Origin of the sequence: Planktothrix mougeotii LEGE 06226 (assembly GCF_015207485.1) — a bacterium.
Taxonomy (GTDB): Bacteria; Cyanobacteriota; Cyanobacteriia; order Cyanobacteriales; family Microcoleaceae; genus Planktothrix.
In genome coordinates, this window is sequence record NZ_JADEWU010000003.1 from 166,895 (window position 1) to 191,157 (window position 24,263).

General features: G+C 37.4%; 30 protein-coding genes and 1 pseudogene. 16 read left to right on the forward strand and 15 right to left on the reverse strand.

The features are described 5' to 3' along the window. Positions 1-12: 12 nt before the first annotated feature. Together IQ236_RS02635 and IQ236_RS02640 are read right to left on the reverse strand one after the other, a co-directional pair. Entirely contained in the window at positions 13-1,236 is a 1,224-nt protein-coding gene (locus IQ236_RS02635; RefSeq protein WP_228041388.1) for an urease accessory protein UreH domain-containing protein, read from the reverse strand. A gap of 8 nt (positions 1,237-1,244) precedes the next feature. Continuing rightward, a complete protein-coding gene (locus IQ236_RS02640) occupies positions 1,245-1,964 on the reverse strand; it encodes a class I SAM-dependent methyltransferase (protein ID WP_193867833.1) in 720 nt (239 codons plus the stop codon). 701 nt (positions 1,965-2,665) lie between these two features. Between IQ236_RS02640 and IQ236_RS02645 the strand changes: the two genes are divergently transcribed. From IQ236_RS02645 to IQ236_RS02675, 8 genes and pseudogenes are all read left to right on the forward strand, one after another. Further along, complete coding sequence (locus tag IQ236_RS02645; RefSeq protein ID WP_193867834.1) at positions 2,666-5,197, forward strand: mannose-1-phosphate guanyltransferase; 2,532 nt, start codon at positions 2,666-2,668, stop codon at positions 5,195-5,197. Between the two features lie 112 nt (positions 5,198-5,309). Beyond that, entirely contained in the window at positions 5,310-5,918 is a 609-nt protein-coding gene (locus IQ236_RS02650; protein ID WP_193867835.1) for a single-stranded DNA-binding protein, read from the forward strand. 145 nt (positions 5,919-6,063) lie between these two features. Further along, on the forward strand, positions 6,064-8,778 hold the full coding sequence (locus tag IQ236_RS02655) for a bifunctional diguanylate cyclase/phosphodiesterase (RefSeq protein ID WP_193867836.1): 2,715 nt from the start codon (positions 6,064-6,066) through the stop codon (positions 8,776-8,778). Positions 8,779-9,076: 298 nt separating this feature from the next. Then, positions 9,077-9,379, forward strand: coding sequence for an RNA recognition motif domain-containing protein (locus IQ236_RS02660; RefSeq protein ID WP_193867837.1), 303 nt, complete (start codon positions 9,077-9,079; stop codon positions 9,377-9,379). Positions 9,380-9,563: 184 nt separating this feature from the next. After that, positions 9,564-9,884, forward strand: coding sequence for an RNA recognition motif domain-containing protein (locus IQ236_RS02665; RefSeq protein ID WP_190516190.1), 321 nt, complete (start codon positions 9,564-9,566; stop codon positions 9,882-9,884). Positions 9,885-10,182: 298 nt separating this feature from the next. Beyond that, positions 10,183-12,978 (forward strand): TIGR02921 family PEP-CTERM protein, encoded by a 2,796-nt coding sequence (locus IQ236_RS02670; protein ID WP_193867838.1) that lies wholly within the window; start codon positions 10,183-10,185, stop codon positions 12,976-12,978. 513 nt (positions 12,979-13,491) lie between these two features. Further along, positions 13,492-13,695 (forward strand): annotated as a pseudogene (locus tag IQ236_RS28290) (DUF6883 domain-containing protein); the annotation flags it as partial. Positions 13,696-13,712: 17 nt separating this feature from the next. After that, positions 13,713-13,961 (forward strand): DUF4926 domain-containing protein, encoded by a 249-nt coding sequence (locus IQ236_RS02675; protein WP_193867839.1) that lies wholly within the window; start codon positions 13,713-13,715, stop codon positions 13,959-13,961. 73 nt (positions 13,962-14,034) lie between these two features. Here the strand turns inward: IQ236_RS02675 and IQ236_RS02680 are convergent, their stop codons facing one another. Together IQ236_RS02680 and vapB are read right to left on the reverse strand one after the other, a co-directional pair. Beyond that, positions 14,035-14,418, reverse strand: a complete 384-nt coding sequence (locus IQ236_RS02680; RefSeq protein ID WP_193867840.1) for a type II toxin-antitoxin system VapC family toxin — start codon at positions 14,416-14,418, stop codon at positions 14,035-14,037. A gap of 1 nt (position 14,419) precedes the next feature. Then, entirely contained in the window at positions 14,420-14,641 is a 222-nt protein-coding gene (gene vapB, locus IQ236_RS02685) for a type II toxin-antitoxin system VapB family antitoxin (protein WP_193867841.1), read from the reverse strand. Here vapB and IQ236_RS02690 point away from each other — a divergent pair. The 3 genes from IQ236_RS02690 (at position 14,640) to IQ236_RS02700 (ending at position 15,679) form a co-directional block, all read left to right on the forward strand. Further along, positions 14,640-14,798: a hypothetical protein gene (locus IQ236_RS02690; protein ID WP_193867842.1), complete on the forward strand. Its 159-nt coding sequence runs from the start codon at positions 14,640-14,642 to the stop codon at positions 14,796-14,798. The genes vapB and IQ236_RS02690 overlap by 2 nt on opposite strands. A gap of 228 nt (positions 14,799-15,026) precedes the next feature. Beyond that, the gene (locus IQ236_RS02695; protein WP_193867843.1) at positions 15,027-15,281 is read left to right on the forward strand and encodes a type II toxin-antitoxin system Phd/YefM family antitoxin; all 255 of its coding nucleotides are present in this window, start codon (positions 15,027-15,029) and stop codon (positions 15,279-15,281) included. Beyond that, the gene (locus tag IQ236_RS02700) at positions 15,281-15,679 is read left to right on the forward strand and encodes a type II toxin-antitoxin system VapC family toxin (RefSeq protein WP_193867844.1); all 399 of its coding nucleotides are present in this window, start codon (positions 15,281-15,283) and stop codon (positions 15,677-15,679) included. The genes IQ236_RS02695 and IQ236_RS02700 overlap by 1 nt, the downstream gene beginning before the upstream one ends. 2 nt (positions 15,680-15,681) lie before the next feature. Here IQ236_RS02700 and IQ236_RS27965 read toward each other — a convergent pair whose 3' ends face one another. The 3 genes from IQ236_RS27965 to IQ236_RS02710 are packed head-to-tail and all read right to left on the reverse strand — an operon-like array spanning position 15,682 to position 16,519. Further along, entirely contained in the window at positions 15,682-15,813 is a 132-nt protein-coding gene (locus IQ236_RS27965; RefSeq protein WP_265578663.1) for a hypothetical protein, read from the reverse strand. 43 nt (positions 15,814-15,856) lie between these two features. Continuing rightward, complete coding sequence (locus IQ236_RS02705) at positions 15,857-16,042, reverse strand: hypothetical protein (RefSeq protein WP_193867845.1); 186 nt, start codon at positions 16,040-16,042, stop codon at positions 15,857-15,859. 3 nt (positions 16,043-16,045) lie between these two features. Next, positions 16,046-16,519 (reverse strand): type II toxin-antitoxin system VapC family toxin, encoded by a 474-nt coding sequence (locus IQ236_RS02710; RefSeq protein ID WP_193867846.1) that lies wholly within the window; start codon positions 16,517-16,519, stop codon positions 16,046-16,048. Between the two features lie 237 nt (positions 16,520-16,756). Between IQ236_RS02710 and IQ236_RS02715 the strand changes: the two genes are divergently transcribed. Continuing rightward, complete coding sequence (locus IQ236_RS02715; RefSeq protein WP_083627029.1) at positions 16,757-16,969, forward strand: hypothetical protein; 213 nt, start codon at positions 16,757-16,759, stop codon at positions 16,967-16,969. Beyond that, positions 16,966-17,250, forward strand: coding sequence for a type II toxin-antitoxin system RelE/ParE family toxin (locus IQ236_RS02720; protein WP_193867847.1), 285 nt, complete (start codon positions 16,966-16,968; stop codon positions 17,248-17,250). Before IQ236_RS02715 ends, IQ236_RS02720 begins: the two co-directional genes overlap by 4 nt. A gap of 80 nt (positions 17,251-17,330) precedes the next feature. Here IQ236_RS02720 and IQ236_RS02725 read toward each other — a convergent pair whose 3' ends face one another. From IQ236_RS02725 to IQ236_RS02740, 4 genes are read right to left on the reverse strand one after another with little or no spacing between them, the layout of a single operon-like run. Continuing rightward, positions 17,331-17,504 carry a hypothetical protein gene (locus IQ236_RS02725; protein ID WP_193867848.1) on the reverse strand — a complete coding sequence of 58 codons (174 nt, stop codon included), beginning with the start codon at positions 17,502-17,504 and terminating at the stop codon, positions 17,331-17,333. A 48-nt stretch (positions 17,505-17,552) separates the two neighbouring features. Next, positions 17,553-17,906, reverse strand: a complete 354-nt coding sequence (locus tag IQ236_RS02730; protein ID WP_139295128.1) for a hypothetical protein — start codon at positions 17,904-17,906, stop codon at positions 17,553-17,555. 44 nt (positions 17,907-17,950) lie between these two features. Then, positions 17,951-18,445, reverse strand: coding sequence for a hypothetical protein (locus IQ236_RS02735; RefSeq protein ID WP_193867849.1), 495 nt, complete (start codon positions 18,443-18,445; stop codon positions 17,951-17,953). A 9-nt stretch (positions 18,446-18,454) separates the two neighbouring features. Then, entirely contained in the window at positions 18,455-19,210 is a 756-nt protein-coding gene (locus tag IQ236_RS02740) for a hypothetical protein (protein ID WP_193867850.1), read from the reverse strand. Between the two features lie 310 nt (positions 19,211-19,520). Here IQ236_RS02740 and IQ236_RS02745 point away from each other — a divergent pair, with 310 nt between their 5' ends. Beyond that, positions 19,521-20,906: an NB-ARC domain-containing protein gene (locus tag IQ236_RS02745; RefSeq protein ID WP_193867851.1), complete on the forward strand. Its 1,386-nt coding sequence runs from the start codon at positions 19,521-19,523 to the stop codon at positions 20,904-20,906. 202 nt (positions 20,907-21,108) lie between these two features. Here IQ236_RS02745 and IQ236_RS02750 read toward each other — a convergent pair whose 3' ends face one another. From IQ236_RS02750 to IQ236_RS02760, 3 genes are all read right to left on the reverse strand, one after another. Further along, positions 21,109-21,783: a lysophospholipid acyltransferase family protein gene (locus IQ236_RS02750; RefSeq protein WP_193867852.1), complete on the reverse strand. Its 675-nt coding sequence runs from the start codon at positions 21,781-21,783 to the stop codon at positions 21,109-21,111. Between the two features lie 39 nt (positions 21,784-21,822). After that, positions 21,823-22,041, reverse strand: coding sequence for a hypothetical protein (locus tag IQ236_RS02755; protein WP_190516172.1), 219 nt, complete (start codon positions 22,039-22,041; stop codon positions 21,823-21,825). 114 nt (positions 22,042-22,155) lie between these two features. Continuing rightward, on the reverse strand, positions 22,156-22,749 hold the full coding sequence (locus IQ236_RS02760; RefSeq protein WP_193867853.1) for a sulfite oxidase-like oxidoreductase: 594 nt from the start codon (positions 22,747-22,749) through the stop codon (positions 22,156-22,158). 186 nt (positions 22,750-22,935) lie between these two features. On the opposite strand from IQ236_RS02760, the gene IQ236_RS02765 reads away from it, so the two are divergent. Beyond that, positions 22,936-23,172: a hypothetical protein gene (locus IQ236_RS02765; RefSeq protein WP_190516168.1), complete on the forward strand. Its 237-nt coding sequence runs from the start codon at positions 22,936-22,938 to the stop codon at positions 23,170-23,172. Positions 23,173-23,191: 19 nt separating this feature from the next. On the opposite strand, the gene IQ236_RS02770 is transcribed toward IQ236_RS02765, so the two are convergent. Next, entirely contained in the window at positions 23,192-23,845 is a 654-nt protein-coding gene (locus IQ236_RS02770) for a hypothetical protein (RefSeq protein ID WP_193867854.1), read from the reverse strand. 73 nt (positions 23,846-23,918) lie between these two features. Here IQ236_RS02770 and IQ236_RS02775 point away from each other — a divergent pair, with 73 nt between their 5' ends. Continuing rightward, positions 23,919-24,164, forward strand: coding sequence for a hypothetical protein (locus tag IQ236_RS02775; protein ID WP_193867855.1), 246 nt, complete (start codon positions 23,919-23,921; stop codon positions 24,162-24,164). The last annotated feature ends 99 nt before the right edge of the window (positions 24,165-24,263 follow it).

A 24,263-nucleotide genomic window follows, 5' to 3' on the forward strand; every position in this document is an offset into this window, starting at 1 on the left:
AATTTTAAGAACTTATTTTTGTTTAAGGGGTGCAACATATAACTTTTTTAACCCAAAGAATGACCAAACGGTTTGATAGCGAATTAATAATACCACTAAACTTAACAATAAAAACAGTGCTACTCTAATTTTAATCATCAAGGTGAGTTCAAACCCTCCCAAATAGTTAGATCCTATTAATAAGGTATGAATGACCACTAAAATGAAAGCTGGAACTGCTAATAAATGAATTCTACGCCAAACAATGCCTAATTGAGTTTGAATTTTATCAAAACTGGTAATAGCGGGAGGAAGCATCAATAAAAATGCCAACCCTCCGGCTATAATTCCGCCTTGATGTTGAGGGATCATAAAGTCAAACCCGGTTAAATTCCATTGAAAGGTATGATCTAACATTTGTACCGTATGAACAACGGCTAATACAAAAGCACCGACTCCAAACACTCGTCTATATTTTAAAGGTTGTGACCATAACCGACTAATAGGACGAGCAATTAAGGCGATTATTAAACAAATTAAGGAACCATAACCGGAATAATCAACATGATTTCCGGTTCTTAATAAGGTTAAAATTCCAATTAATAAAGTAATGCATCCCCCTAGTCTAAACAGTTGACTGCGACGGTCGGCGGTGAATTTTTCGGTTAATATTCCGACCCCTAACATCGTTGGGAAGGTTCCTATTCCAAAGGCTAACATCGTTAATATTCCCCAGCCAATATTGCCTGTTTCTGCGGCTTTAATTTGGGCGGTATAGAGAAAGCCGCAGGGAATAAAGCCCCAAATTAATCCTAATAATAGGGGAGTAAAAAAATGCTGTTGTAAGGAAACATTCACCATGAGTTTACTCAGGTGATGATGCAAATTTTGGGGAGATAAAGGATGAATAATGGGGAAGCGATGAAAGATGGTGGGGTTAATTTGAGCTAATCCTAAAATAATTAATAATATTCCGGTTAAAATGGCAATTCCTTGGCGAAAAAAACTGCCTATTCCTGCCATTTGTCCACTGGCAATTAAGACCGAACCCACTCCCCCGATCAGTGCCCCAACAAAGGCATAACTGAGAATTCGACCTAAATTTAATAACAGATAAAATTGAAAGGGAATTTTGCGAGTCGGTAACGATTCATCGGAAAAGGAAAAGGCAACGGTTAAGGGGCCGCACATTCCCAAACAGTGACCAAAACTTCCTAGAAATCCTAATGCACCAATTAACAACAGGTCAATGATCATGATTCCGTTTAAAAGCGGATTTTATAAAGTTGAAATAACGTTCCAGGCTTCCGTTTTAAAAGTTTAGCCCCTGTTGATTTAATAAGGGTTTCCCAATTGTCTAAGGGTTCTAAAAACACTTCTGTCCCTAAATAAGTTTCTAAAATTGCCCAATCTTCTGATAATTCAGCGTCGGGAATTAACACATCAAACACAAAATCTCCACCAGGTTTAACCACTCGTTTAACTTCTTTTAAAACCAATTCCCAATAACTCAGAGGATAGTAACAACTCCACCCCGTTGCGATCGCTAAATCAAACTGATGAGCTTCATATTGCAATTGATGACCCGGTGCTAATGTTACCCCTTTAAACAGTTTAGAATTTAACTGCGGCCCCCGAACATTTAAAGCATCTTTAGCAACGGTACTAATTTCTTGACCATAAAATAATGCTTCCCAATCTCGCCAAGGATAGATGAGAAAACTTACCCCACAACCAATATCTAAACAGCGTTGATTTTTGTGAGGTTTGGCAATTTCCCAAAAGGGGGAAGTGATTTTTTCTGCTAAAGTTCCCGCCATGCGATCGCGAAAAATTTCCAGGGTTTCCACTTCTGGGGGGAGGTCAAATGCACCCCCTTGATATTCTCGGTTAAAACGATGGGCAACGGTTGCGATCGCTGTTTCCAAGGGGTCAGACCCTACGGATAAATTAAAAAAATTGGATGGATTAGAAGATTTAGTCATTCATTATAGATTGATCTCTATTTTGAGCCTTTTAATGCTTTGGTAAAGTTTTTCCGATAGGAGGAATTGAACACTAACACAGGCCAGAATAATGAAAGGATCAGACGATTCTGGAAACTGCGGTTGAAGTTGGTCTTTTCAAACCCACTCCAAAACTTCCAGATTCCGCCTCCATAAATGACAAGTAGCAATAGGCTAATGATCGAACTCATACCCAAAAAATTTTGCTGTGAAGGATTAAACAGAAGTTAATGGTGATCTATTGTAGCAGTTGATTCGAGACAAGTGTAGTTTATCACCGATGAGTAACTGATCTCCTCAACCCTCTGGCATCAGTTTCCTCCCTTTCCAATTTGATCAAAAGCTTGCCCCATCTGGTGATTAACCTTTAAGCAGGAGACTTCAAACCGGGAGAAACCCCAGAGTTTAATAAAAATTAACGATTAAAATAGAGAATCCTATTAATATTTTTGTCCAGGAAATAAGAAATTTGCTATCCTAGGAGAAGTGGGTTGTTAATTCTAATAGTTTTAATGCCTTTCGATTAAAAACTTAAATCGGTAAGCTGTAGAATCAATTTCGTTGAAAGGATCTCAAGAATGACGCAGTATTTTTGATTAGAAATTTGAGTCCATGAAATCTCAACGATTTCAATTTATTTTCAGTCAACATCAATCAGCCTAAATCAGTCAGGAGGATATATGCGAGCAGTGCTAATGGCAGGTGGATCAGGAACACGACTGCGACCCTTAACCTGCGATCTGCCTAAGCCGATGGTACCGATACTCAATCGTCCCATTGCTGAACATATTATTAATTTACTCAAACAACACAATATTATAGAAATAGTTGCCACATTGCATTATCTTCCTGATGTGATGCGAGAATATTTTCATGATGGCAGTGATTTAGGTGTCCAAATCACCTATGCCGTGGAAGAAGATCAACCCTTGGGAACCGCAGGCTGTGTTAAAAATATTGCTGAACTTTTAGATCAAACTTTTTTAGTCATTAGTGGAGATAGTGTCACCGATTTTGATTTAACTGCCGCCATTGAATTTCATCGTCGCAAACAATCAAAAGCCACCTTGATTTTAACACGAATGCCGAATCCTATGGAATTTGGGGTGGTGATTACTGATGAAAATCAACGCATTCGTCGCTTTTTAGAAAAACCCGCCACCAGTGAAGTTTTTTCCGATACGGTGAATACAGGAACCTATATCTTAGAACCGGAAGTTTTAGACTATCTTCCCTTTGATCAAGAATGTGATTTTTCTCAAGATTTATTTCCCTTACTCTTAGAAAAAGATGAACCCATGTATGGGTTTATTGCCAATAACTATTGGTGTGATATTGGTCATTTAGATATCTATCGAGAAGCCCATTATGATGTCTTAATGGGGAAAGTAAAACTTAAAATTCCCTACCCAGAAAGCTCTCCGGGGTTGTGGGTGGGAGAAAATACTTATATTGATGAAACAGCCCAAATTGAAACCCCCGTTTTGATTGGTCGCAATTGTCGAATTGGTGCTAGAGCACAAATTGAAGCCGGAACCGTCATTGGGGATAATGTTACCATCGGCGCCGATGCTAATATTAAACGGCCGATTATTTGGAATGGTGCCATTATTGGAGATGATGCCCATTTACGAGCTTGTGTGATCGCCAGAGGTGCCCGTGTAGACCGTCGTGCCCACGTTCTCGAAGGGGCGGTGGTGGGTTCGTTATCCAGTGTGGGAGAAGAAGCCCAAATTAGTCCAGGGGTGCGAGTCTGGCCCAGTAAAAAAATTGAATCCGGCGCGACCCTAAATATTAATTTAATTTGGGGTAATACCGCCCAACGCAATTTATTTGGTCAACGGGGGGTACAAGGATTAGCCAATATTGATATTACGCCGGAATTTGCTGTTAAATTAGGGGCGGCTTTTGGATCAACTTTAAAACCGGGTTCAACCGTAGCGGTTTCGCGAGATCAACGACCGATTTCTCGCATGGTGACTCGTTCCTTAGTGGCAGGTTTAATGTCCGTTGGCATCGATATTATTAACTTAGATGCGACTGCGATTCCGATTACCCGCACGGCCATTCCGTCGTTAAAAGTTGCCGGGGGAATTCACGTCCGACTTTCTCCCGAACGGGCAGATTATCTATTAATTGAATTTTTAGATCATAAAGGGATTAATATTACCAAAGCCAAAGAAAAGAAAATTGAAGGAGCTTATTTTAAAGAAGATTTACGACGGGCGCAAATTCCTGAAATTGGTAACGTCAGTTATACCATTGATTTACTCGATATTTATAGTATCAGCTTTGGAAAACATATCAATCCCGAAGTGTTACGCTACAGTAATGCTAAAGTTGTTATAGATTATGTTTATGCCGTTTCTGGGGCAATTCTACCGCAACTTTTAGCCAAATTTGGCTGTGATGCGGTGGTCTTAAATGCCAGCTTAAATCATACCGCTTTATCCGTTCCTGAACGAGAAAATTTACTCGATCAATTAGGGCGAGTCGTTGAAGCCTTACGCGCTAATTTCGGGGCGCAAGTCTATGCCAATGGCGAACAATTTATGTTAGTCGATGAAACCGGAAGTCCAATTCGGGGAGAAATCTTAACCTCGTTGATGGTGAATATGGTTTTAACTTCCCATCCCCGTAGTACCGTTGTCGTTCCAGTTCATACTTCCGCCGCCATTGAACAAATAGCCCGCCGTTATGATGCCAAAGTCATTCGCACCAAAGCCAACCCGACGGCTTTAATGGAAGCCTGTCACCGTAACCCGAATGTGGTTTTAGGGGGAAGTGGAGATATGGGGTTTATTTTCCCCCAACTGCATCCGGGGTTTGATGCCATGTTTTCTATTGCTAAAATTATAGAAATGTTAACCACCCAAGAGCGATCGCTCACCCAAGTGCGGGCAGATTTACCCCATGTTGTCCATCGTCGGTTTACCGTGCGTTGTCCCTGGACAATTAAAGGCGGATTGATGCGACATTTAGTTGAAACTCATTCCCCAGAAAACCTAGAATTAATTGATGGAGTCAAATTAATTAATTACCAAGATGATAACTGGGTGTTGATTTTACCTGATGCTGGAGAACCTCTCGTTCACATTTTTGCCAATAGTGTTGATCGCGATTGGGTTGATACAACCTTGCGAGAATATCGCAATTTAGTCCATGAGTTTGTGAATCAATCCCAAGGGATGGAACACCCAGATGATGTTTGATATTCAAAATTAACAAAAAAAGAGTTTAAAGATCAGACAAAAAATGTCATGATGAAAAAAAACTCAACTCCCTGGGAGTGTTTAACCTTGTACTAGAATTTGTTGCTTAACCATGAACAGTATTATTTTGATGGCGGAGATTGTTGAAGATCCGCAACTGCGTTATACCTCCGATAGTCAAATCGCCCTAACAGAAATGTTAGTTCAGTTTCCAGCACTGCGAGACGTTGATCCACCCGCCACCTTAAAAGTGATTGCTTGGGGAAATTTTGCCCAAGAAGTTCATGAAAAATATCATCAAGGCGATCAAATCATTATTGAAGGTCGTTTAGGAATGAATCTGATTGAGCGAAAAGAAGGGTTTAAAGAAAAACGGGCAGAATTAACGGCCCAACGGATTTATCCGGTGCAAATGCCCTTCAAAACTCACTCCCAACATTCTGATCCCACCGCCACTAACCCTAATAAAGTGGTTCCTTTAGGATCTCGTCGCGCCAGCACTCCAGCTTCTGTTTCTGAAGATTCCCTAGAATCCCGTCGCCCCCCGGCTAATCCTACCCCAAGTCGAGTCACTCCCCCTAGCGAACCGGAAAACCCGGATTATGATCCGATTCCCTTTAAACGGGCGGTTGCCTTTTCAAGCGTTGAAGCCGGACTGGTTGAGGCTTGGGAATTAGAGATTAATCGTCCCCGTGTTGGATTTGAGTGGACAAAATTTTAATTGCAGTTTGTAGAAGCGCTGAAATTCAGGCACAAAGCGCTCTACAAAAAGATTCATTGTTGAGAAATGATGACTGATGCAATGTCAGCGATTTGAATTGAGTCATCCGTTGATTAGGCTTTACTTTTTAAGGAGATCAGCACTTGTGAAGTTGCCACTCCGTCAATTGCTTGTTATTCCGTTTGTGTTACAAATCTCTATTGTAGTCGGAATGACAGGATTTTTTTCCTATAAAAACGGACAGAAAGCCGTCAACGATTTAGTAATTCAGTTGCATCAAGAAATTAGTACCCGCATTGAGTTAAACCTAAAAACCTATCTGAATACAGCCCATCTTGTCAATCAGACGAATCAAAATGCCCTGACTGAACAATTATTCGTCTTAAAAGATGTAACCCGTTTTAAGCCTTTGTTTCTTCACCAACTCTCTGCTTTTCCCACTCTGGATTATATTGCCTGGGGAAATGAAAAAGGAGAATATTTAGGAATCAAGAGAAGTCAAAATCAGCAATTTCAGATGGAAATTGTTCAAGCTTTAACTCAAAATCAGTATCATACCTACGCCTTGAATTCTAATGGCAAACCGGGTCAACTCTTAAGGATATTTCCTAATTATGATCCCCGCACTCGCCCTTGGTATCAAGCTGCTATTCAAGCAAAAAAAGCAACTTGGAGCCCGATTTATTTATGGTTTGATCACAGCACCTTAGCCATTGATGCCGTCTTACCGATTTATAATCAACAAGGCCGTTTATTAGGAGTCTTTGATACACCCTTAACTTTATCAGAAATTAGTGATGTTCTGCGAGGGTTAAAAATTGGTCAATCTGGACAAAGTTTTATTATTGAGCGTTCCGGGATGTTGGTTGCTAGTTCTTCTAGGAGTAATCCTTTTATTGTTAAAAATGGTCAACTGCAAAGAATTAAAGCCATAGAAAGTCAGGAGTTTTGGATTCGAGAAACTACGAAACAGTTACAAAATCAGGTCAATAGTTTTCAGCAGATTCAAGAAGCGGTTTTCTTTAATTTTAACTGGGATAATAAACGATACATTGCACAAATTTTTCCCTATTTAGATGGAAAAGGAATTGATTGGTTAATTTGTATTGTTGTGCCTGAAAGTGATTTTATGGCTCCGATTACAGAGACTCAAAAAATTACGATTTTGCTGTGTTTTTTGGCTTTGGGTATTGCTACTGGGATCGGAATAATAACTGCTCATTGGATTACGGCTCCGATTATTCAATTAAGTCAAGCTAGTCAAGCGATCGCTCAAGGGGAATTAGACCAAAAGATTGAACTTAATCGCACAGATGAACTGGGAATTTTAGCTCGGTCATTTAATCTGATGGCAATGCAGTTAAAGACTGCTTTTGAGAAATTAGAAGTCCGAGTGCAAGAACGCACGGCAGAATTGCAACAAGCCAAAGCAGCGATTGAAAGTTCTAATAAAGAATTAGAGGATCGAGTCTATCAACGAACGGCGGAACTTTCTTTGGCTTTAGAACATTTAAAAAAAACACAAGCAGAATTATTGAAACGAGAAGAAAAGCTAAAATTTGATGCGTTTCATGATGGTTTGACTCGGTTAAAAAATCGAACATGGCTGTTAAATAGACTCCAGCATTTAATTCAGGAAACGAACCATAAAAAGCATTATTTATATGCGATTTTATTTTTGGATTTAGACCGATTTAAAGTCATTAATGATAGCTTGGGTCATTTAGTCGGAGATGAATTATTAAAAAGTGTAGCTCATGGTTTAACAACGATTGTCAAATTTAAGGATACTGTTGCACGACTCGGAGGAGATGAATTTATTATTTTATTAGAAAATATTAAAGATGTTAATGAAGCAACAGATGTAGCTCAACGAATTATTGAACAGCTTAAACGTCCTTTTTATATTCATCAAAATCAAATTTTTACAGGTGTTAGTATTGGGATTACTCTCAGTTCAATGGGATATTCTCAACCCGAAGAGGTGATTCGAGATGCGGATATTGCGATGTATCATGCCAAGCGTTTAGGGAAGGGATGTTATCAAGTATTAACCAGTGAAATGCAAGTTCCAGCCCTGCAACGGTTACAACTGGAAAACCAGTTAAGAGAAGCATTAATTCGAGAAGAATTTTTATTATATTATCAACCAATTATTTCCTTAGAGACAAGACGATTGATTGGATTTGAAGCGTTAATTCGTTGGAATCATCCTGATAAAAATACCATTAGTCCCAGTGAATTTATCCCCATTGCTGAAGAAACAGGATTAATTCAAGCCATTGATTTATGGGTCTTAAAAGAAGCCTGTCAGCAAATGAATTTCTGGAACGAACAATTTCCTGATTTACCGACTTTGAGTATGAGTGTTAATCTCTCTCCTGTTGATTTAAGGCAAATTGATTTAATCGAAAATTTTAAAAAAATTCTGGAAAATTATCCGCTCAAAAATTGGATATTAAAGTTAGAAGTGACTGAAACGTGCTTTTTAGATTTTTTAACATTTGAACAAAGTTTAATTCAACAACTTCAAGAACTCGGAATTCAATTTTGTATTGATGATTTTGGAACCGGATATTCCTCTTTAAGTCGGCTCCATAACTTTCCCCTCTGCACTTTAAAAATTGATCGTTCTTTTGTGAGCAAAATCCAGTCTGAAACTGAAGAAGCAGAAATTATTCACACGATTATTATGTTAGCTCATAGCCTAGGAATGGATGTAGTCGCCGAAGGAATTGAAACCCAAATTCAACTGGAAAAATTAAAAGAGTTGGGATGCAATTATGGACAGGGATATTTAATCTCTCAACCGTTAGAGCGTTTAAAAACCACAGAATTTTTAATCCGCTTTCTTTCTTAAGATTCATTGCAACCGGATCATAATAAATACTGAAATTTTTCTTTACAATCTGTAACAATGTAACAAAAACAAGATACAATCGATGTATATGAGAATCATTATAAAAAAATTTAAGTCTATCAAAAGATAGATATAGTTTTTTTGGAAAAAAATGTTATTATCTTAAACAGATTAGATATCGGTAGCCTAGTTTGCGATGGCATCAGGAACAATTTTGCTCTCTATGTGTAAGTTCTGCCCGCGTCCCTCCGTATTCCAATCTCCGCACACCCTTGATTTTTGACTGAAAAGGTAAGTAATGACGATCTATGTAGGTAATTTGTCTTACGACGTCACAGAAGACGATCTCAGAGAAGTTTTTACTGAGTATGGTTCTGTGAAAGAAGTTCAAATCCCTGTTGACCGGGAAACTCGGAAAAAACGCGGATTTGGCTTTGTTGAAATGACGACCGATGATGAAGAAACTAAAGCCATTAATGAACTTGATGGTGCTGAGTGGATGAGTCGAGTTCTGAAAGTGAATAAAGCTCGACCCCGTGAAGAACGCAAACCCGCCAGAGGGAGTTGGGGAAATAAACAAAATTATTCCCGTCGCTACTAAGTGAGTGATTTAACGCAACATTAATTCGGATCTGTTTTTTAACAGGTTGTGCTAGAGTAATCAGTGAGAGTAAAATTCGGTTGTAGCTTTTGTTTGTAGTCTTGATGGGCATTTCCCGTTTGGTTTGGACAGGCTTCTCTCCGAAATTCCAACCTCTGCACTGTCTTGATTTTGGAGATACCCCATGTCTATTTATGTCGGCAATCTTTCTTATGACGTTACCCAAGACGATCTAACCAGCGTGTTTGCAGAATATGGTTCTGTGAAACGGGTTCAGCTTCCTAAAGACCGTGAAACCGGTAAGGTACGTGGCTTTGCTTTTGTAGAAATGGAAACGGAAGCAGAAGAAGCAACCGCCATTGATGAACTCGATGGCGCGGAATGGATGGGTCGGAGCATGAAAGTGAATAAAGCCAAACCCCGTGAAAATGCCGGGGGTGGCAATGGTTCCTTTGGTGGTGGTGGTCGTAGTGGTGGTGGTGGTCGTGGTGGTCGTCGCTACTAAACAACTTTTGAACTTGAACTGGTTATTTCGATTTAGATTGAACCCCATCAGTTCCTAGATTTCATCCCCTAAAAAAAAGTTCAAGCTTTGTGGCTTGGGCTTTTTTTTTGTTTAAATCTAATATTTTTATTTTTATTTTTGAATTGAGTCATTGAGTTGAGTAACAAATTGTAAAGTTCTGCCTCTGAAATTCAGTAATCACTGATAGCTCAACTGTAGATGGTTAAACTAGAACATGAAGTTAGGCCAAAAATTTTCTGTTTAACTTTTATCTTCCTAAAGGCGTTGATGGAGTGATATGAATCTAACGAAAACCCTACATTCCCTATTCAAAGTAATTTTTTGGGTTTGGAATGCAACCTTCCTAGGTGTTGTTTATCTTTGGATTTTACCCTTTGTAGCGATTTTCTTAGTGGTAGCAACTTTTACTGGGGAAATTGAACTAGAATTTACCTTAACCATTCTCGCTTTAATTGCAGTTCCCACCATTTGCACTGTTATTGGTGCCCGATATTTCCGCCAACGTCCTGTCGAGTTAATTCGATTATTTTATGGTGTAGAAGCACCGCTATTTCTTTTTTGTCTGGTACGATTATTTATTCTGCGAGAACTCACTCCAGCCAGCCGTTTAGTTTTAAGTACAATTCTGATTTGTGTCGCTGCCTTTTTCGTAGAATTAGTGTGGGGATATTTAGGAAATAAGCAGAATAAAACTCATCGATTTTTAACAGGAATTCAACTCGTTACCCATAGCTTAATGCTATTAGTCGGGTTATATGTGGGAATTTTTCTTTTCTATTATGCTGTTCCCCTTGCTGTTATTCTCCTGCGCCAGTTCTTTTCAGGGGAATGGTTAACTTTTCTTTGGCAATCTTTAACCCATGATTTGTTATTATCTTTTTCTATAGTGACAATTTTGTTAACAGGAACAGCCACCCTATTTTTAGGAATGCCTTCCGCTTTTGTTGCCCTTTATATTCATTCAGGACAACGAATTATACGCAACTTTGCCACCCAATATGGTCGTATTCGTACCACCCAAATTATATTAGGAACCCTAACGCTTTGGATAATTTTATTTATAAATTTTCTGCATCAACCCCAAGTTTTAGCCTTTCAAAAGTTAGAAACAATTCCCCAAACTGATCAACAGAAACAAGAATTATTAGCCGAATCTCAACCCATTCGTAAAGGATTAGTAAACGCCTATCTATCCGCCTATCGTTATTTAGGAGCCGTCAAAGATAGTAATTCTATTGAGAGAATATACAAAGATGTTTTTAACCTGCCTCAACCTCTCTTAGATACGATTCAGAATAGTTATAATCAAGTGATGTCCCCTTTTCTGTATCAAGGAGATTTAGATAAAGATTCGGAAAAAGCTGAAAAACTCTATGCTGATTTTTTTGATACTCCTATTCAAAAAGGAGAACGGCTTGCGATTCAACACGCACTGAAATCTACTGCTATTTTAGATGAAGCAAAAGCAGGGTTATTGAATATTAACCAGCAGAAAGTTTGGTTAGCAAAACAAGAAGTTACGGTTCAAGAACAGGGGGACTGGGGAGAGGTAGAAATCTATGAAGTTTATCAAAATCAAACCAACGATGTAGAAGAAATTTTTTACTCCTTTTCCTTACCTGAAACAGCCGTAATTACAGGTCTTTGGTTAGGAGATACGAATAATAAAGCCACTCGTTTTCCCTTTACTGTTGCTCCCAGAGGTGCGGCTCAAAAAGTGTATAATTCTCAAGTGAAACGGGAACGTCCCGTTGACCCAGCATTATTAGAACAAGTCGGAACTCAACATTATCGACTACGAGCTTTTCCTATTCCGGCTAAATCAACTTCTTGGGATAGAAATAATTCCAGTCGTCCGACAGAATTGCATCTTTGGTTAACCTATAAAGTCATGGGTCAAGGAAATCAATGGCCCCTCCCTAAAGTGGGTGAAAAACGCAATATTTTCTGGACAAAAAGCACCCAACGCATTCGCAACCAAAAAAGAATTAGAGGGTTTGACAAGAATTGGTTAGAGGCGAGTTTACCCGCTTCTAAAGCATCAATTCAATCCCATGAAGTTACTTTAGAAGGCTACAAAATTACCGCTCAACCTTTAACTGAAAAAGATTATAGTTTACCCCAAGGTCAACAATTTGCAATTATTCTCGATACTTCTCGAAGTATGGGAAACCATCAACAGGAATTAGTAAAAACCTTAGATTGGTTTAAAACTAATGTTCTTACCAAGAATCAAGCGGATTTATATATAACCGCAACAGAAGGAAATCAACCCCAATTAATTGATGATTTGCGTCAGTTTCCGGTGAATCAAAAAGCCTTTTATGGAACCCTGCAAATTAAGGAAATGTTACGTCAATTTATGGAGTTAAAGGGAAATAAATCTTATGACGGGATTATATTAATTAGCGATGAAGGAAGTTATGAATTATCAGAAGATAAAACAGGAGTTCCTCAGATTTCTGTTCCTTTGTGGATTGTCCATTTAGGCTCCCTTGCTCCGGCTTATGAAGATGGAACCTTAAAGATGATTCAAAAGAATGGTGGTGGCGTTTCTACCGATATTTCTGAGGTGATGAAACGCATCGCAACCACTGAACAATTGACCCAGAAATTAGTCAGTTCACCCCAACCCAAACCGACCGTTTTAACAGTAGCAGATGGTTATGGATGGTTCATGGAAAAAACAACAGAAAAACCTACAAATTCTCAGGGGTTTGAACCCATCGCTGCGCGGTTATTAGTTCGGGGGTTAAGTCAGAAAACCTCGGATCAACAATTAACAGAATTAGATGGGATTCATGCGATCGCAAAAACCTATAATATTGTGACCCCTTATTCTTCGATGATTGTTTTGGTTAATGATGAACAACGTCAAGCTCTAAAAGCCGCAGAAGCTTCTGCTGATCGATTTAATCGCAAGATTGAAACGGGAAAAGAACAGTTAAATAAACCCAATAATCCTTTAAATAATACGGCTAGTGTTCCTGAACCGGGAATGGTCGTTGGCTTAGGAATCATTGGACTATTTATGATTGTTCAAGCCCAACGAAATAAACTGCGATCACCCTAAATTATTCCTTAAAAAGGGTCTGTTTTAGTTGTATAAAAAACTGACCCTAGGGGCGAGTTCGAGACTATCTTTGTTAACTCGTAAAACTCTAAATCAACCCGCCCCTTCCTCTATTTTGTAAGAATGTGATAACGTAGCCACAACAATCGCAACATCAGACTAAGCTAATATCAAGATACTTTCTACTTTGCTATTGTTAAATTGAATTATCGTGTCAAAATTATCTCTTAAAATTTGAACAATCTTGGATGCACACACCAATTGCTCTTTTTTTCAGACTGCGATGGCGTAGCCGCCGCCTGTCGGCATCGCTCTCTACAATGATCACATTGTCATGATAGAAACTGGTGATATAATAAACTAAGTGATGAGGAATAATTATCTTGGCAGTTCAATATGACATATCTCAATGTCAATGCAGTTATTCCTGAAGCAAAGCTGACAAGATATTTGCTAGTCTGGAAGCCAAAAGATGATAAGTCTGGGTTTTTAGCTTAAGCAGGATATACTCTTGATAACTGGCAACAACTTGAACGAGATTTAAGAAACTTGCTGATGAATGAAGCGACATTAGATCGAGAAACTTCTTTTGGCAATATCTATAAGATTGAAGGTGTTTTAGTCGGCTCTAATCGAGTTAGTCTTCAAGTAGCGACTTTCTGGATCGTCGATTCATTCTCTAATGAGACAAGATTTGTTACACTTTTGCCCAATTAATTAGGAAGAGGTAAATTATGCAATTTGAAATGTTTTCAGAAGTGAGTTTAAAAGAAGATATTGCTGAATACAATTTGACCAAAGGAACTCCAGCCATTATAGTAGATTATTGCCCCAGACCGTCGGGACAGGAAGATGGCTATGTTTTAGAGGTATTGAATGAAGAAGGTAAGGCGTTTACAGTTATTGCTCTAGCAGCTTCAAAAATTGAACCAATAGCCCGAGAATTGGATGTAGAGGAAAAAGTGGAAGTTTTCAGAAGTTGATAGAAACTGCGATCGCTTTCCCTAAAATTATCACCCATAAAGTGCGATCACGATGAAAAGATTTTCGCCTTCTTTATAACCACAACCTCTGAATTGGATAATTATCAAAAGCCGGATCACGACTAATTAAATTAAGGGAATGATTCATCGCCTGTGCTACAAGAATCCGATCAAAAGGATCTCGATGATGTAGGGACAGATTTGCATAAAACTCGGTGTCTTTAACTGTAATTGGTAGAATTTGAACGTTAAGATATTGCAATTCCTTTGATAAATCTTCAAAGGGTCGATTGAGTTGAAGCTTACCGATATTAATTTTAATTGACATTTCCCAAAGGCTGGCAATACTAAAATATAAATCGGTTTTAGTATCAATCACTTCTTTTGCTTTACTGCCTAGATTATGATCGGCAGTTAAATACCACAAAAAGGCATGAGTATCTAAAAGAAATGTCATGTTACATATATTCCTTTAGATCATCGAGTGGTTGATCGAAATCATCAGACATAAATATCTGACCAACCCAACTTCCATAACCATGAAATTCTTCAAGTTTTTCTTGAGATGATTCACTTTTGGCGTGTTTCTCAAGTAGATATTGTGCATAATCCAATATCTCTTTTTTTAAAGATTCTGGCATCTTGACGACGGTTTGAAAAATCTTTATATCAATAGTCATGATTACTATGCAATATTGGCAATATTATTTTAAATCATTATACCATAATTACATTCAAAAACAGAATTTAACTACAGGTAATCGAGAAAAAAGGCGATCGCTCCTTTTTCAAGAATGCGATCGCGTAGCCGCAGCCTGTCGGCATCACTTTCCCTAGAATGATCACATTGATATAATAGAAATACAGCAGATTATAAACCGTTAAAAAATGACTAACAATCACAATGACATTGAAGACTTTGTAAAATTTCTAAGTGCTTTGCAGCTATTTCAGCATCGCCATTAATAGATATCTAGCAAGTTTAGAGATCGCCCTTCCCTACAATGATCACATTGATATGATGGAAACGGGTGATATAATAAATTAAGTAATTCTGGGATCGTCATGGCTAAACTTCAGATTGAAAACTTACCTAATGACTTCAAAAAAAATCTCTCTGAGTTATTGTCTCGTGTAGAACTTGGAGAAGAAATTATTATTTCCAATCAAGGGGTTGCGATCGCTAAGTTAATTCCGTTTCGTCCTTCATCCAATCGACGGGCAAGTTTAGGGCAAGATCAAGGTAAATTTATCATACCAGACGACTTTAATGAACCGTTACCCCAAGAAATTTTGGCAGCATTTGAAGGAAATGAATAGTGAAATTATTGTTGGATACCCAATGCTGGTTGTGGTGGTTTGCCCAACCTGAGCGATTAAATCAGGAAGTGATCTCACAGATTGCCGATGAAAGTAATGAATTATGGTTTTCTGTTGCTAGTGTTTGGGAAATTGGGATCAAAGTTGCGATCAGAAAATTACCATTGCCAGAGCCAACAGATACCTACATTTATAGTCGTATGGTGCAGTTAGATATGCGATATTTAGAAATCACAGCACCTCATGCACTGCGATCATCTGCTTTACCATTACATCATCGAGATCCTTTTGATCGAATGTTGATTGCTCAGGCTCAGATTGAGGATATGACACTGGTGAGTGCTGATTCAATATTCAAGCAATACAGCGATATTTCTGTTCTTTGGGCTGCTAATTAATGTTAGATAGATGCTCTTTTTGTAAGAGTGCGATCGCTTTTTTTAAGACTGCGATCGCTTTCCCTAAAATTATTACAATAAAGTGCGATCGCTTTTTTTAAGAAGGCGATGGCGTAGCCAGCACCTTTTGGCATCACTTACCTTACAATGATCACATTGTAAAACATCATAATTTTACTATTTTTGCCCCGTCGGTTCTAATGACTTATTAGACATCTTTGCTGGTAGTGTTACTGAGCATTTCCCACTTTCTGTTTGTCTCTTGCGCCAATCTGCAAACATGGCAGCTACATCGTAGTTGAAAGCTTTGGCATGAGCTTCTCGGAACTGATAAATTTCCTCTAGGATTTCATTAGTTAACATTTTTTATTCTCCCATTAACTGATAAGGTGTGCAAATTCTGGGTAGTTCATAACCGAATTCAAAACAAACCTGAGATAGCTTTTTCTGGATTTGTACATTGGCAATATGCTTACAGTTCCATGTTAACAGGTAATCTATACCGTGAACTGTAGCAAGGGCTATGTGAGCAGCATCATTGGCGGCTTTTGATGGGAGATTGCTTTTTGCTAAGAATTGTAAAGTTAGTTCTTGTGCTGCCTCCGTAGGTTCTAGTAATTCAATACTTTCTAAAATTTCTAAGCGCTTTGTAGCTATTTCAGGATCACCTAATGCCGCTTCATCTAAAACTACAAAAGAGATATACAAATCAAAATCTCTACGGCACTGTTCCCACCAATCTTGTGTCACCTTCATGTTTGCAGCCAGAATTAAGTTTTCGGTCGATCTCGCTGTTAAATATCCAAAAATGCTAGTCTCAATGTAAACTGTCTCTTTCACTTCACTTTCCCAACCTCTAAACCTTAAACCACCATGTTAATATATCTAGCAACAAAGAGCGATCGCACTCCCTACAATTATCACGAATAAAGTGCGATCGCTCTTTTTTTAAGAATGCGATGGCGTAGCCGCAGCCTGTCGGCATCGCTTTTTCTACAATAATTACATTGATATGATAAAAATGGATAAGATTGTAATATAATAAGTCAAGTGATTCTGAATTTATGGAGTCGAACGATGAAAACCTATAGATTTGATGCAATTATAGAGTTAGTTGAAGAAATGTCTGATGATGAACAGATCACCTTAATCAATTTGATCAGCCAACGACTTAGGGAAAAACGGAGAGACGAGATCGCTCTTAATATTGTTCGCGCTGATGAAGAGTATTTGCATGAACAAGTCTTCAGAGGAACAGTTAATGATATAATGGCGGAATTAAATCGATGAGAATTCTGGTTTTAGCATCTTCGTTCAAACGAGCTTTTAAATCTTTAATCCGCCAAAAACCTGAAATGGAGGAAAAAATAGCTGAACGACTAGAACTATTGGTAAATAATCCATTCCATCCCTCACTTAAGACCCACAAGCTAAAAGGTAAGCTATCTGGTGCCTGGGCTTGTACTTTAGACTACGACTGTCGCATAGTCTTCAATTTTAAGAAATGTTCAAATTCAGATGTTGAAGAAATCCTTCTAATTGATATTGGTAGCCATGACGAAGTTTATTAAATTCGTCCTTTAAGCATTTTTATCTAACTTGATCAATATTGTCTGAGAGTTAGGAAGAGGGTTTATTAATAACATTTCTGTTAGCAGACAAAAGTTATCTCAGAAACCAGGTTTCTTTTTAATTCAGGCGATCGCTCTTTTTTTAAGACTGCGATCGCTTTCCCTAAAATTATCACGCATAAAGTGCGATCGCTGTTTTTTAATCGTGCGATGGCGTAGCCGCCGCCTGTCGGCATCGCACTCCCTAAAATCATCGCATTGATAAAATGAAAATAAACTAGATTTTAAATGGAAAAAGGCTGCTATTCCATTATGTATTCTAACTTTGATTTTGGTATTGGATTTTCATTGTAGTTTACGACACCTTTAATTATCACTTTGGCATTTATACCATTACTCTGCCATGAGCAAAGTTGTAACTGATCAATTCTACTATTAAAAAATTCCCTTACAAGTTCGGCTGCTTTTTCTAAATCAGAAGGTTGTTCTAAAAAAATATTAATGCCCTTAATTGTCGCACTTTTCCAGACTGATGTGCGTCCATCACTAACAATATTGATTCTAGCCAACCTCAAATGAAGCATTAAGCTTTCAAATTGAGATTCAATATCCTCAGAGTTAGTGCAATATATAACATTAAGTCTTGTTTCCCACATTGTTGTTTTTGCCTTCTTATATACTACGTTCAGAAACACAAGCTCTAGTTTTTCCAATGACACAAATCTGGAATTAATTCTTTGTCAATTGGCCCACAAATCTCAAAAACCATTAATCTCGCTTTAACTCCAGCAAGAATCAGAGCAGAAGAACGATGATTTCCATCCATGATCAAATGTTTGCCATCTGGTAATGCGTATGCGGCAATCACAATTTGAACAGGTTCTGGATTAGCATTTATGAATCTATTTAATAGCTCTTGAATTTTATCTCTACGTCCACTATCAAGACGATTTATAGCTTTAGGAATATCAGCGAGTGTCAGTGGATTTGCATTTGATGCTAAATAGCTGACTTCCTCATGTAAATTATTGAAATACCAGGGCAAATACCAAGCAGAAGGATTTTCTAATTGATCAAAAATACTAATTTTAACAGTAGCTTTTTCGATTTTTAACCTCTGCCAATTCAGTTGAATTCTGATTGAAGTATGAAAAAATGATTGGAAGATTAAAAAAGGAATTTCAGTTGATGTCATAATAATAATTTAATCTTTTTGGTTTGAGGAGTTTAGCAATTCTATAATTTCGTAGTCTTTTCTATTCTTTAAATCTAAAAGTCTCATCACCGTATTTTCTTGTAAAAACTGATCACAAATTTCTTTCATTCTTTGAGGATTTGTAGATTTTAATTCATATAAATATGTTGCTATAGAACTTTCTATTTGCCGACTTAACCTGTTGTAATTAGATCTATTATCTGATGTCGGCTGTAACAGTAGTGTATCTATATTAGCTATAAAATTACCCAAAACTTTTTGTTTTTTATTGCTTTTAATGATCTGATTTTTATCAAGTTTATCAAGTTTATCAATTTGTTTTAATGACCTCCGAACTAAAATCGCAGCTAATGGTTTTCCACCACATGAATCATAATGTGTTAATAATCTTAAAGATTCAAGCAGGAGGTTATCAGCATAATCAATAGCAAGATCTTTCTCACAAAATTGCAACACTGGCAATAAGGATAAACAGTCATAAAGCAATGCTGATGCTGAACTAGCTTCTCCTTCCCCAAGTCTGTGTATTCCCTTTTCAATCACACCAATTTTTTCATATATTTCTAATCCTGATAGTCCAGTTTGAAGATATTTAATTTCTTTGGTAAGATCTCTGATTAGATAAACGGATCTTTCTTGATTTTTTCCTATCCAAACAGTCATCAGAAATAAGACAAATCCTGCGGAAAGTGAGACTATATCAGCCCAAGTCCATATATTGTCAAGCATGATAAAAAATGCCATGTATCTAAATTTATTCGCGCAGTCCAAATTAGTTTTTGAACTTATAATTAGATTGCAAATGCAATCTATAAAGCTATTAAAGGGTGTAAGACAGCAAACGTTTAATCCCTTAAATTGCGCTTTAATATTCTTATTATTATCCCTGACAAGCTCAAGTATTGTCTAGGTCAAAAATGTTCAATTTTGCCAACAGTTTTTACCCGCTTTTATTCTATTGAGATCTATTTTTATACAAAAATATACAAAATAGTTCAAGAAAGTCGGTAAAGGTGCGCTATAATACATAAAAGTCTTGTATGTCCTAGCCGTAATGAATCTTAAAGAAATGTTAAAAGTAGCTGATAAAATAGTATTTGCTAAAACAGGCCAGCATCTTGATGATTTAGAGGAAGCGGTATTGCGGGGAACTCTACAACATGAAACGTATAAACAAATTGCCAAGGACTTTGATTGCTCTGAAAGTAATGTTAGGAATGCGGGGTCAAAATTATGGCAGATTTTTTCAGAGGAACTAGGGGAAGATATTAGTAAATCGAATTTTAGAGCCACGATGGAGAGGTTACAAAACGCTAATTTTTTCAACTTTGGACAAACTGTTAATCATAGTTTTAATATTTGTGGAGAAAGTAGACATCCGCCAGATATACCCAACTCCTATCAGCAAAATGAGAATATTTATAACACTAAACAATCTAAAAACCAATGTTATGATTTAAGTGAAATGCCTGATTTGGGTGCTTTTTATGGTCGCACGCCTGAATTAGAAACCTTGACAAATTGGATTTTACAACAACGCTGTCGTTTGATTGCCATTACGGGTATTAGTGGGATGGGGAAAACGGCATTAACGGTGCAATTAGTTCAACAAATTAAAGATGAATTTGAGTCTGTAATTTGGTGCAATTTTGACTCATCCCCAACTTTAGCCGAACTTCAAACTAACTTAATCGAATTTTTTTCGCAGTCAGAAGAACTAGATTTATCAGCACCTCATCCGAAAGCTTTACCCCTAATTAAATATTTGCAAAAACATCGCTGTTTAATTATTTTAGATAATATTCAAAATCTTTTTAGTAGCGGAGAATTAGCGGGAAAATACAAACCCGGATATGAAGACTATCGAACTTTATTTAAACAGATTAAAGAATTATCCCATCAAAGTTGTTTTCTGTTAATCGGTTGGAAACATCCGAGAGAAGTAACAGAGGTTAAAAGCGAAAATTCTGTAATTCGGACTTTACAACTGACAGGTTTAGATCTTGTTGCTATACGGGAAATATTTAGAGATTATGGGTTAGCTGAAATTAAGAATTTTGAGACAATTATTCAACCTTATCAAGGTAATCCCTTCTGGTTAAAAAGTATAGCAAATTTGATCCAAGAGTTGGGAGGATGTGCAACTGAGGTATTATTGAAAGATACCCTATTGTTACCCGAAGAGGTGAAAGAGAGTTTACAGCAACAATGCGATCGCTTATCAGAGACAGAAAAACAAGTGCTGTCTTTATTAGTAGTAGAAAATAATCCGGTTAGTTTAGTTAAATTGTTAGAAAATAGCAGAATTATTTCATCAGATTTACTCAACGCCATTCAATCTTTACTCCGACGTTGTTTAATCGAACAACAAGGTAATTGTTATACTATTTTACCTTTAATTAAGCAATATATAGCTAGTTTAAATCAGTTTTTAATATGAAATCCTAAAATTGATACTACAGATAATCTCCTAAACCCCCTGTAGAGAGGTTGCATGCAACCTCTCTACAGGGGAAAGATGCGTAGCAAACATTTAAAGATTTCATATAAAATAGCTTAAAAATGACATCAAGGGATTAAAAACCCGGTTTCTTTGAGAAACCGGGTTTTTGGGGGTGTACCCGTGTAAAACAGAGAATTAATCATCTATAATATAACGTTTTAAGGGCTGTTTCTAAATCTGAAGTTAAAGATTTTGTTGCTTGTTTAGAAGATTGTTCTGTATAGTTATTAACCTGAATTGGTTCTCCAATTTTTATTTTAACAGAAGATCCTTGAGAAATCGGTGCAGGGCGATCATAACGAATACTAATAGGAACAATTTTTAAATCTAAATCCGGTTTTTGGGATAACGTTTGTAATGCAATTCGAGCGACTCCGGGTTGAATGGGATGAATATCCCCTTCTAAAAAAATATGTCCTTCGGGAAATAAAACTAAAATTTGTTCTTGTTTTAACAGTTCAATACTATAGCGAATACTGGACATTCCAGGGTGATCTCGGTTAACAGGAAACCCCCCCAACCGTTGAATAAACCACCCTTGAAACCCCTGAGTTTGTTCTAATAAAACCATATATCTTAAGTCTCTTCCCGTTACCCAACGTCCGGCTGAATAAGCTAATAAAATTGCATCCCATCGGGAACGATGAGTGGGGGCTAAAATCACTGCACCTGTTCGGGGTAAATAGTCTTGACCCTCAATTTCAATCGTTTTAAAATAGAAGGGTACAACCAAACCACTGCATAAAAGATAAGCAATGGGTGTTAACCAAGGGGAAACTTTAGAGTTAGAAAGACTCTCAGATATTAGATTCATTCAAAATCCTGAACAGCTTAGAAAAGGTTGATTTCTGATTTATTCTAAACGTTCTGCATATAAACTTTGAACTAAATTCTCTAGTTTTTCTTCAGAACAACAGTCAATGAGCATATCAAAAGCATCGAGAAGTTTAGCTGCATTTTCTCCTAACATGGGGCTCATATCCCAAACATCCTGTACCCAGTCTCGTGGACGTTCATTATCAAAAATCATCCGTTCTAACAGTTGTCTGGCTTCGGTTTTGGTTAAACTCATAAAAGTCAAGGGTAATTTAGAGAGGCACTTTAATCATTATATCTAATTTAGTTTATCAGTAGGATTGCCAAAATTACAACCCTACCTTGACCCGATAATGCTTAAGGGTTGAAATTAATCACTATAGCGTTCTTCTGCCCAAGGTTCCCCCCTTTTATGATAACCATTTTGTTCCCAAAATCCCAACTCCTCATGATCCATAAATTCTAATCCATTAATCCATTTTCCACTTTTCCAAGCATATAAATGGGGAACCACTAACCGCAGGGGGCCACCATGATCAGGGGGTAAGGGTTCATCAAAAACCTCATAGGCAAAAAAGTTGTCTTCTCGTAAGAAATCCTCCATTGAAACATTAGTGGTATAACCTCCATAACAGTGTTCCATAACATGAATGGCTTGGGGGCTAACTTCAACAAATTTCATGAAGTCAGTAACTTTAATTCCTGTCCATTTCACCTCTAATTTTGACCAGTGAGTTACACAGTGAAAATCGGCGGTAAAATTACTTTTAGGCATTGCCATTAAATCAGACCAAGTAAAGGTTTTGGGTATGGCTAAACCCCAAACTTTTAACTGCCAATCTTCAAGAGAAATTTCAGGAGTTTCCCCATAGGTTAAGACGGGAAAACCTTTACTTAAATGTTGTCCCGGTGGAACGCGAGCACTCTCATCAGAAGTAGGTTTATGGAAAAATTGGCCTAACATGATCAACACTCAAGGGCTATTTTTTTAGTTAGTATAACGTTAAATTTGGGTTTTTTAGGTGATGTGGTCTCGAAGTGCTTCTTTCTTTATATATAAATGTTAAATTTTCGAGGTCTATCAGGAGAAGTGGGAACAAAGTTGGTAATTCAGTATACTATGAATAAGATCTGTTAGGGTACAACAACAATGGCTCCGATTTACTTGATTCCTTTGTTGATTAGTTGTCTAGCCGCTTGGGTCAGTCTTGGTAATCCCCAATGGAAAATTGATGACTTACCCAAACTTTTAGCAACTTTAATTGGTGTAGCCTGTCTGATTTGGTTCTTTGTTGCTACACCTTGGTTCATTAAACTCAGCTTGATTCTTGGGTTACTTATTCTAGGTAATTATTCCCTGGAAAAATTCTTAACCACAGATGAGTAATTTCAGGTTTAGTGGATTTTTAATTAGAATTGGATGCGGGTTTTCCTAAAATTGTAAATGACATTTTTCCTGTTAATCCGCTTTTCCAAGCCATCCCATCTTGATCTCGAAAAAATATTTTTAGATCCACACTCAATAACTGAGTTTTGGGATCAGTCGTCATCCATAACCAATCATTAGAATAACCCTGAGTATTATTAACAATTGAGAGTAAATAACGTCCCGGTTCTAATCTAAAGGGTTGCACTAAACCCACATAATTAAAAACAGGATGGGAAAAACGCTCAATATCCGTTTGAGTTTGGCGAACTTCCCTGATCTGCATATTAATTTGGGGTGTAATTTCGGGTATTCCCTCAACAATTTTAAAAATTCTGATGGAAAATTGAGCCTCTGAAGGTTTCCCATCAGGAAAATATTGACCATTCCAATGAATTTGATCAATTTCAACAATTTGGCGAATCAAAAATTCATAACCAATTTGTTGTTGTCCCGAAAAGTATTTGCCATCAAAATCACTCAATAATCCAAAAGAACCATTACCTTCACCAGAAGAAAAAATGACCTCAGCTTGTAGCGGAAGCAGGGAATAGTTAAGCGTTATCCAACTACTCATTAAACTTGTTAAAGCGATTATACACCGCTTCAAAATCCAACTTTTTTTCAACATCATAAAACTTGAGATTTGTCCTAGAAAACTAAAATTAAGATACAATAGCAACTGTTGACTCAAACTTGATGCTATTATGATACCTGCTTTGATTCCCAACACCGAAAAAGAACGATTAGATGCACTGTATCACTATGAAATGTTGGATACACAAGCCGAACCTTATTTTAATCAACTGACCCTTCTGGCGACCTATATTTGTAAAACACCCATTGCTTTAATTAGTTTACTCGATCGCGATCACCAGTGGTTTAAGTCTATTATTGGCCCTAAGCCACCCCAAACCGCAAGAGATAAGCTGCTACGCAGCTTGATTGTATAATAGAAAATTAAGCGTTTCAACGGAGATAGTCCCAAATGCCAGCGAAAAATCATCTATCTAAAGGGCAAAAAGAAAGATTGCTGAAAGAAATGAGAGAAA

What these genes read in the sequence shown, in the direction of transcription:
- IQ236_RS02680 (WP_193867840.1), bottom strand. Translation starts at nt 14,418, where the DNA reads ATGACATTTCTTTTAGATACTCATGCCTTTTTGTGGTATTTAACTGCC.
- IQ236_RS02725 (WP_193867848.1), bottom strand. Translation starts at nt 17,504, where the DNA reads ATGATTTTAGGGAGTGCGATGCCGACAGGCGGCGGCTACGCCATCGCA.
- IQ236_RS02720 (WP_193867847.1), top strand. Translation starts at nt 16,966, where the DNA reads ATGAGAATTCTGGTTTTAGCATCTTCGTTCAAACGAGCTTTTAAATCT.
- IQ236_RS02770 (WP_193867854.1), bottom strand. Translation starts at nt 23,845, where the DNA reads ATGATGTTGAAAAAAAGTTGGATTTTGAAGCGGTGTATAATCGCTTTA.
- IQ236_RS02765 (WP_190516168.1), top strand. Translation starts at nt 22,936, where the DNA reads ATGGCTCCGATTTACTTGATTCCTTTGTTGATTAGTTGTCTAGCCGCT.
- IQ236_RS02675 (WP_193867839.1), top strand. Translation starts at nt 13,713, where the DNA reads ATGCAATTTGAAATGTTTTCAGAAGTGAGTTTAAAAGAAGATATTGCT.
- IQ236_RS02640 (WP_193867833.1), bottom strand. Translation starts at nt 1,964, where the DNA reads ATGACTAAATCTTCTAATCCATCCAATTTTTTTAATTTATCCGTAGGG.
- vapB (WP_193867841.1), bottom strand. Translation starts at nt 14,641, where the DNA reads ATGACTATTGATATAAAGATTTTTCAAACCGTCGTCAAGATGCCAGAA.
- IQ236_RS02695 (WP_193867843.1), top strand. Translation starts at nt 15,027, where the DNA reads ATGGCTAAACTTCAGATTGAAAACTTACCTAATGACTTCAAAAAAAAT.
- IQ236_RS02715 (WP_083627029.1), top strand. Translation starts at nt 16,757, where the DNA reads ATGAAAACCTATAGATTTGATGCAATTATAGAGTTAGTTGAAGAAATG.
- IQ236_RS02670 (WP_193867838.1), top strand. Translation starts at nt 10,183, where the DNA reads ATGAATCTAACGAAAACCCTACATTCCCTATTCAAAGTAATTTTTTGG.
- IQ236_RS02635 (WP_228041388.1), bottom strand. Translation starts at nt 1,236, where the DNA reads ATGATCATTGACCTGTTGTTAATTGGTGCATTAGGATTTCTAGGAAGT.
- IQ236_RS02705 (WP_193867845.1), bottom strand. Translation starts at nt 16,042, where the DNA reads ATGTTAACTAATGAAATCCTAGAGGAAATTTATCAGTTCCGAGAAGCT.
- IQ236_RS27965 (WP_265578663.1), bottom strand. Translation starts at nt 15,813, where the DNA reads ATGCCAAAAGGTGCTGGCTACGCCATCGCCTTCTTAAAAAAAGCGATC.
- IQ236_RS02730 (WP_139295128.1), bottom strand. Translation starts at nt 17,906, where the DNA reads ATGTGGGAAACAAGACTTAATGTTATATATTGCACTAACTCTGAGGAT.
- IQ236_RS02690 (WP_193867842.1), top strand. Translation starts at nt 14,640, where the DNA reads ATGATTACTATGCAATATTGGCAATATTATTTTAAATCATTATACCAT.
- IQ236_RS02645 (WP_193867834.1), top strand. Translation starts at nt 2,666, where the DNA reads ATGCGAGCAGTGCTAATGGCAGGTGGATCAGGAACACGACTGCGACCC.
- IQ236_RS02755 (WP_190516172.1), bottom strand. Translation starts at nt 22,041, where the DNA reads ATGAGTTTAACCAAAACCGAAGCCAGACAACTGTTAGAACGGATGATT.
- IQ236_RS02735 (WP_193867849.1), bottom strand. Translation starts at nt 18,445, where the DNA reads ATGACATCAACTGAAATTCCTTTTTTAATCTTCCAATCATTTTTTCAT.
- IQ236_RS02760 (WP_193867853.1), bottom strand. Translation starts at nt 22,749, where the DNA reads ATGTTAGGCCAATTTTTCCATAAACCTACTTCTGATGAGAGTGCTCGC.
- IQ236_RS02740 (WP_193867850.1), bottom strand. Translation starts at nt 19,210, where the DNA reads ATGGCATTTTTTATCATGCTTGACAATATATGGACTTGGGCTGATATA.
- IQ236_RS02660 (WP_193867837.1), top strand. Translation starts at nt 9,077, where the DNA reads ATGACGATCTATGTAGGTAATTTGTCTTACGACGTCACAGAAGACGAT.
- IQ236_RS02750 (WP_193867852.1), bottom strand. Translation starts at nt 21,783, where the DNA reads ATGAATCTAATATCTGAGAGTCTTTCTAACTCTAAAGTTTCCCCTTGG.
- IQ236_RS02775 (WP_193867855.1), top strand. Translation starts at nt 23,919, where the DNA reads ATGATACCTGCTTTGATTCCCAACACCGAAAAAGAACGATTAGATGCA.
- IQ236_RS02665 (WP_190516190.1), top strand. Translation starts at nt 9,564, where the DNA reads ATGTCTATTTATGTCGGCAATCTTTCTTATGACGTTACCCAAGACGAT.
- IQ236_RS02745 (WP_193867851.1), top strand. Translation starts at nt 19,521, where the DNA reads ATGAATCTTAAAGAAATGTTAAAAGTAGCTGATAAAATAGTATTTGCT.
- IQ236_RS02650 (WP_193867835.1), top strand. Translation starts at nt 5,310, where the DNA reads ATGAACAGTATTATTTTGATGGCGGAGATTGTTGAAGATCCGCAACTG.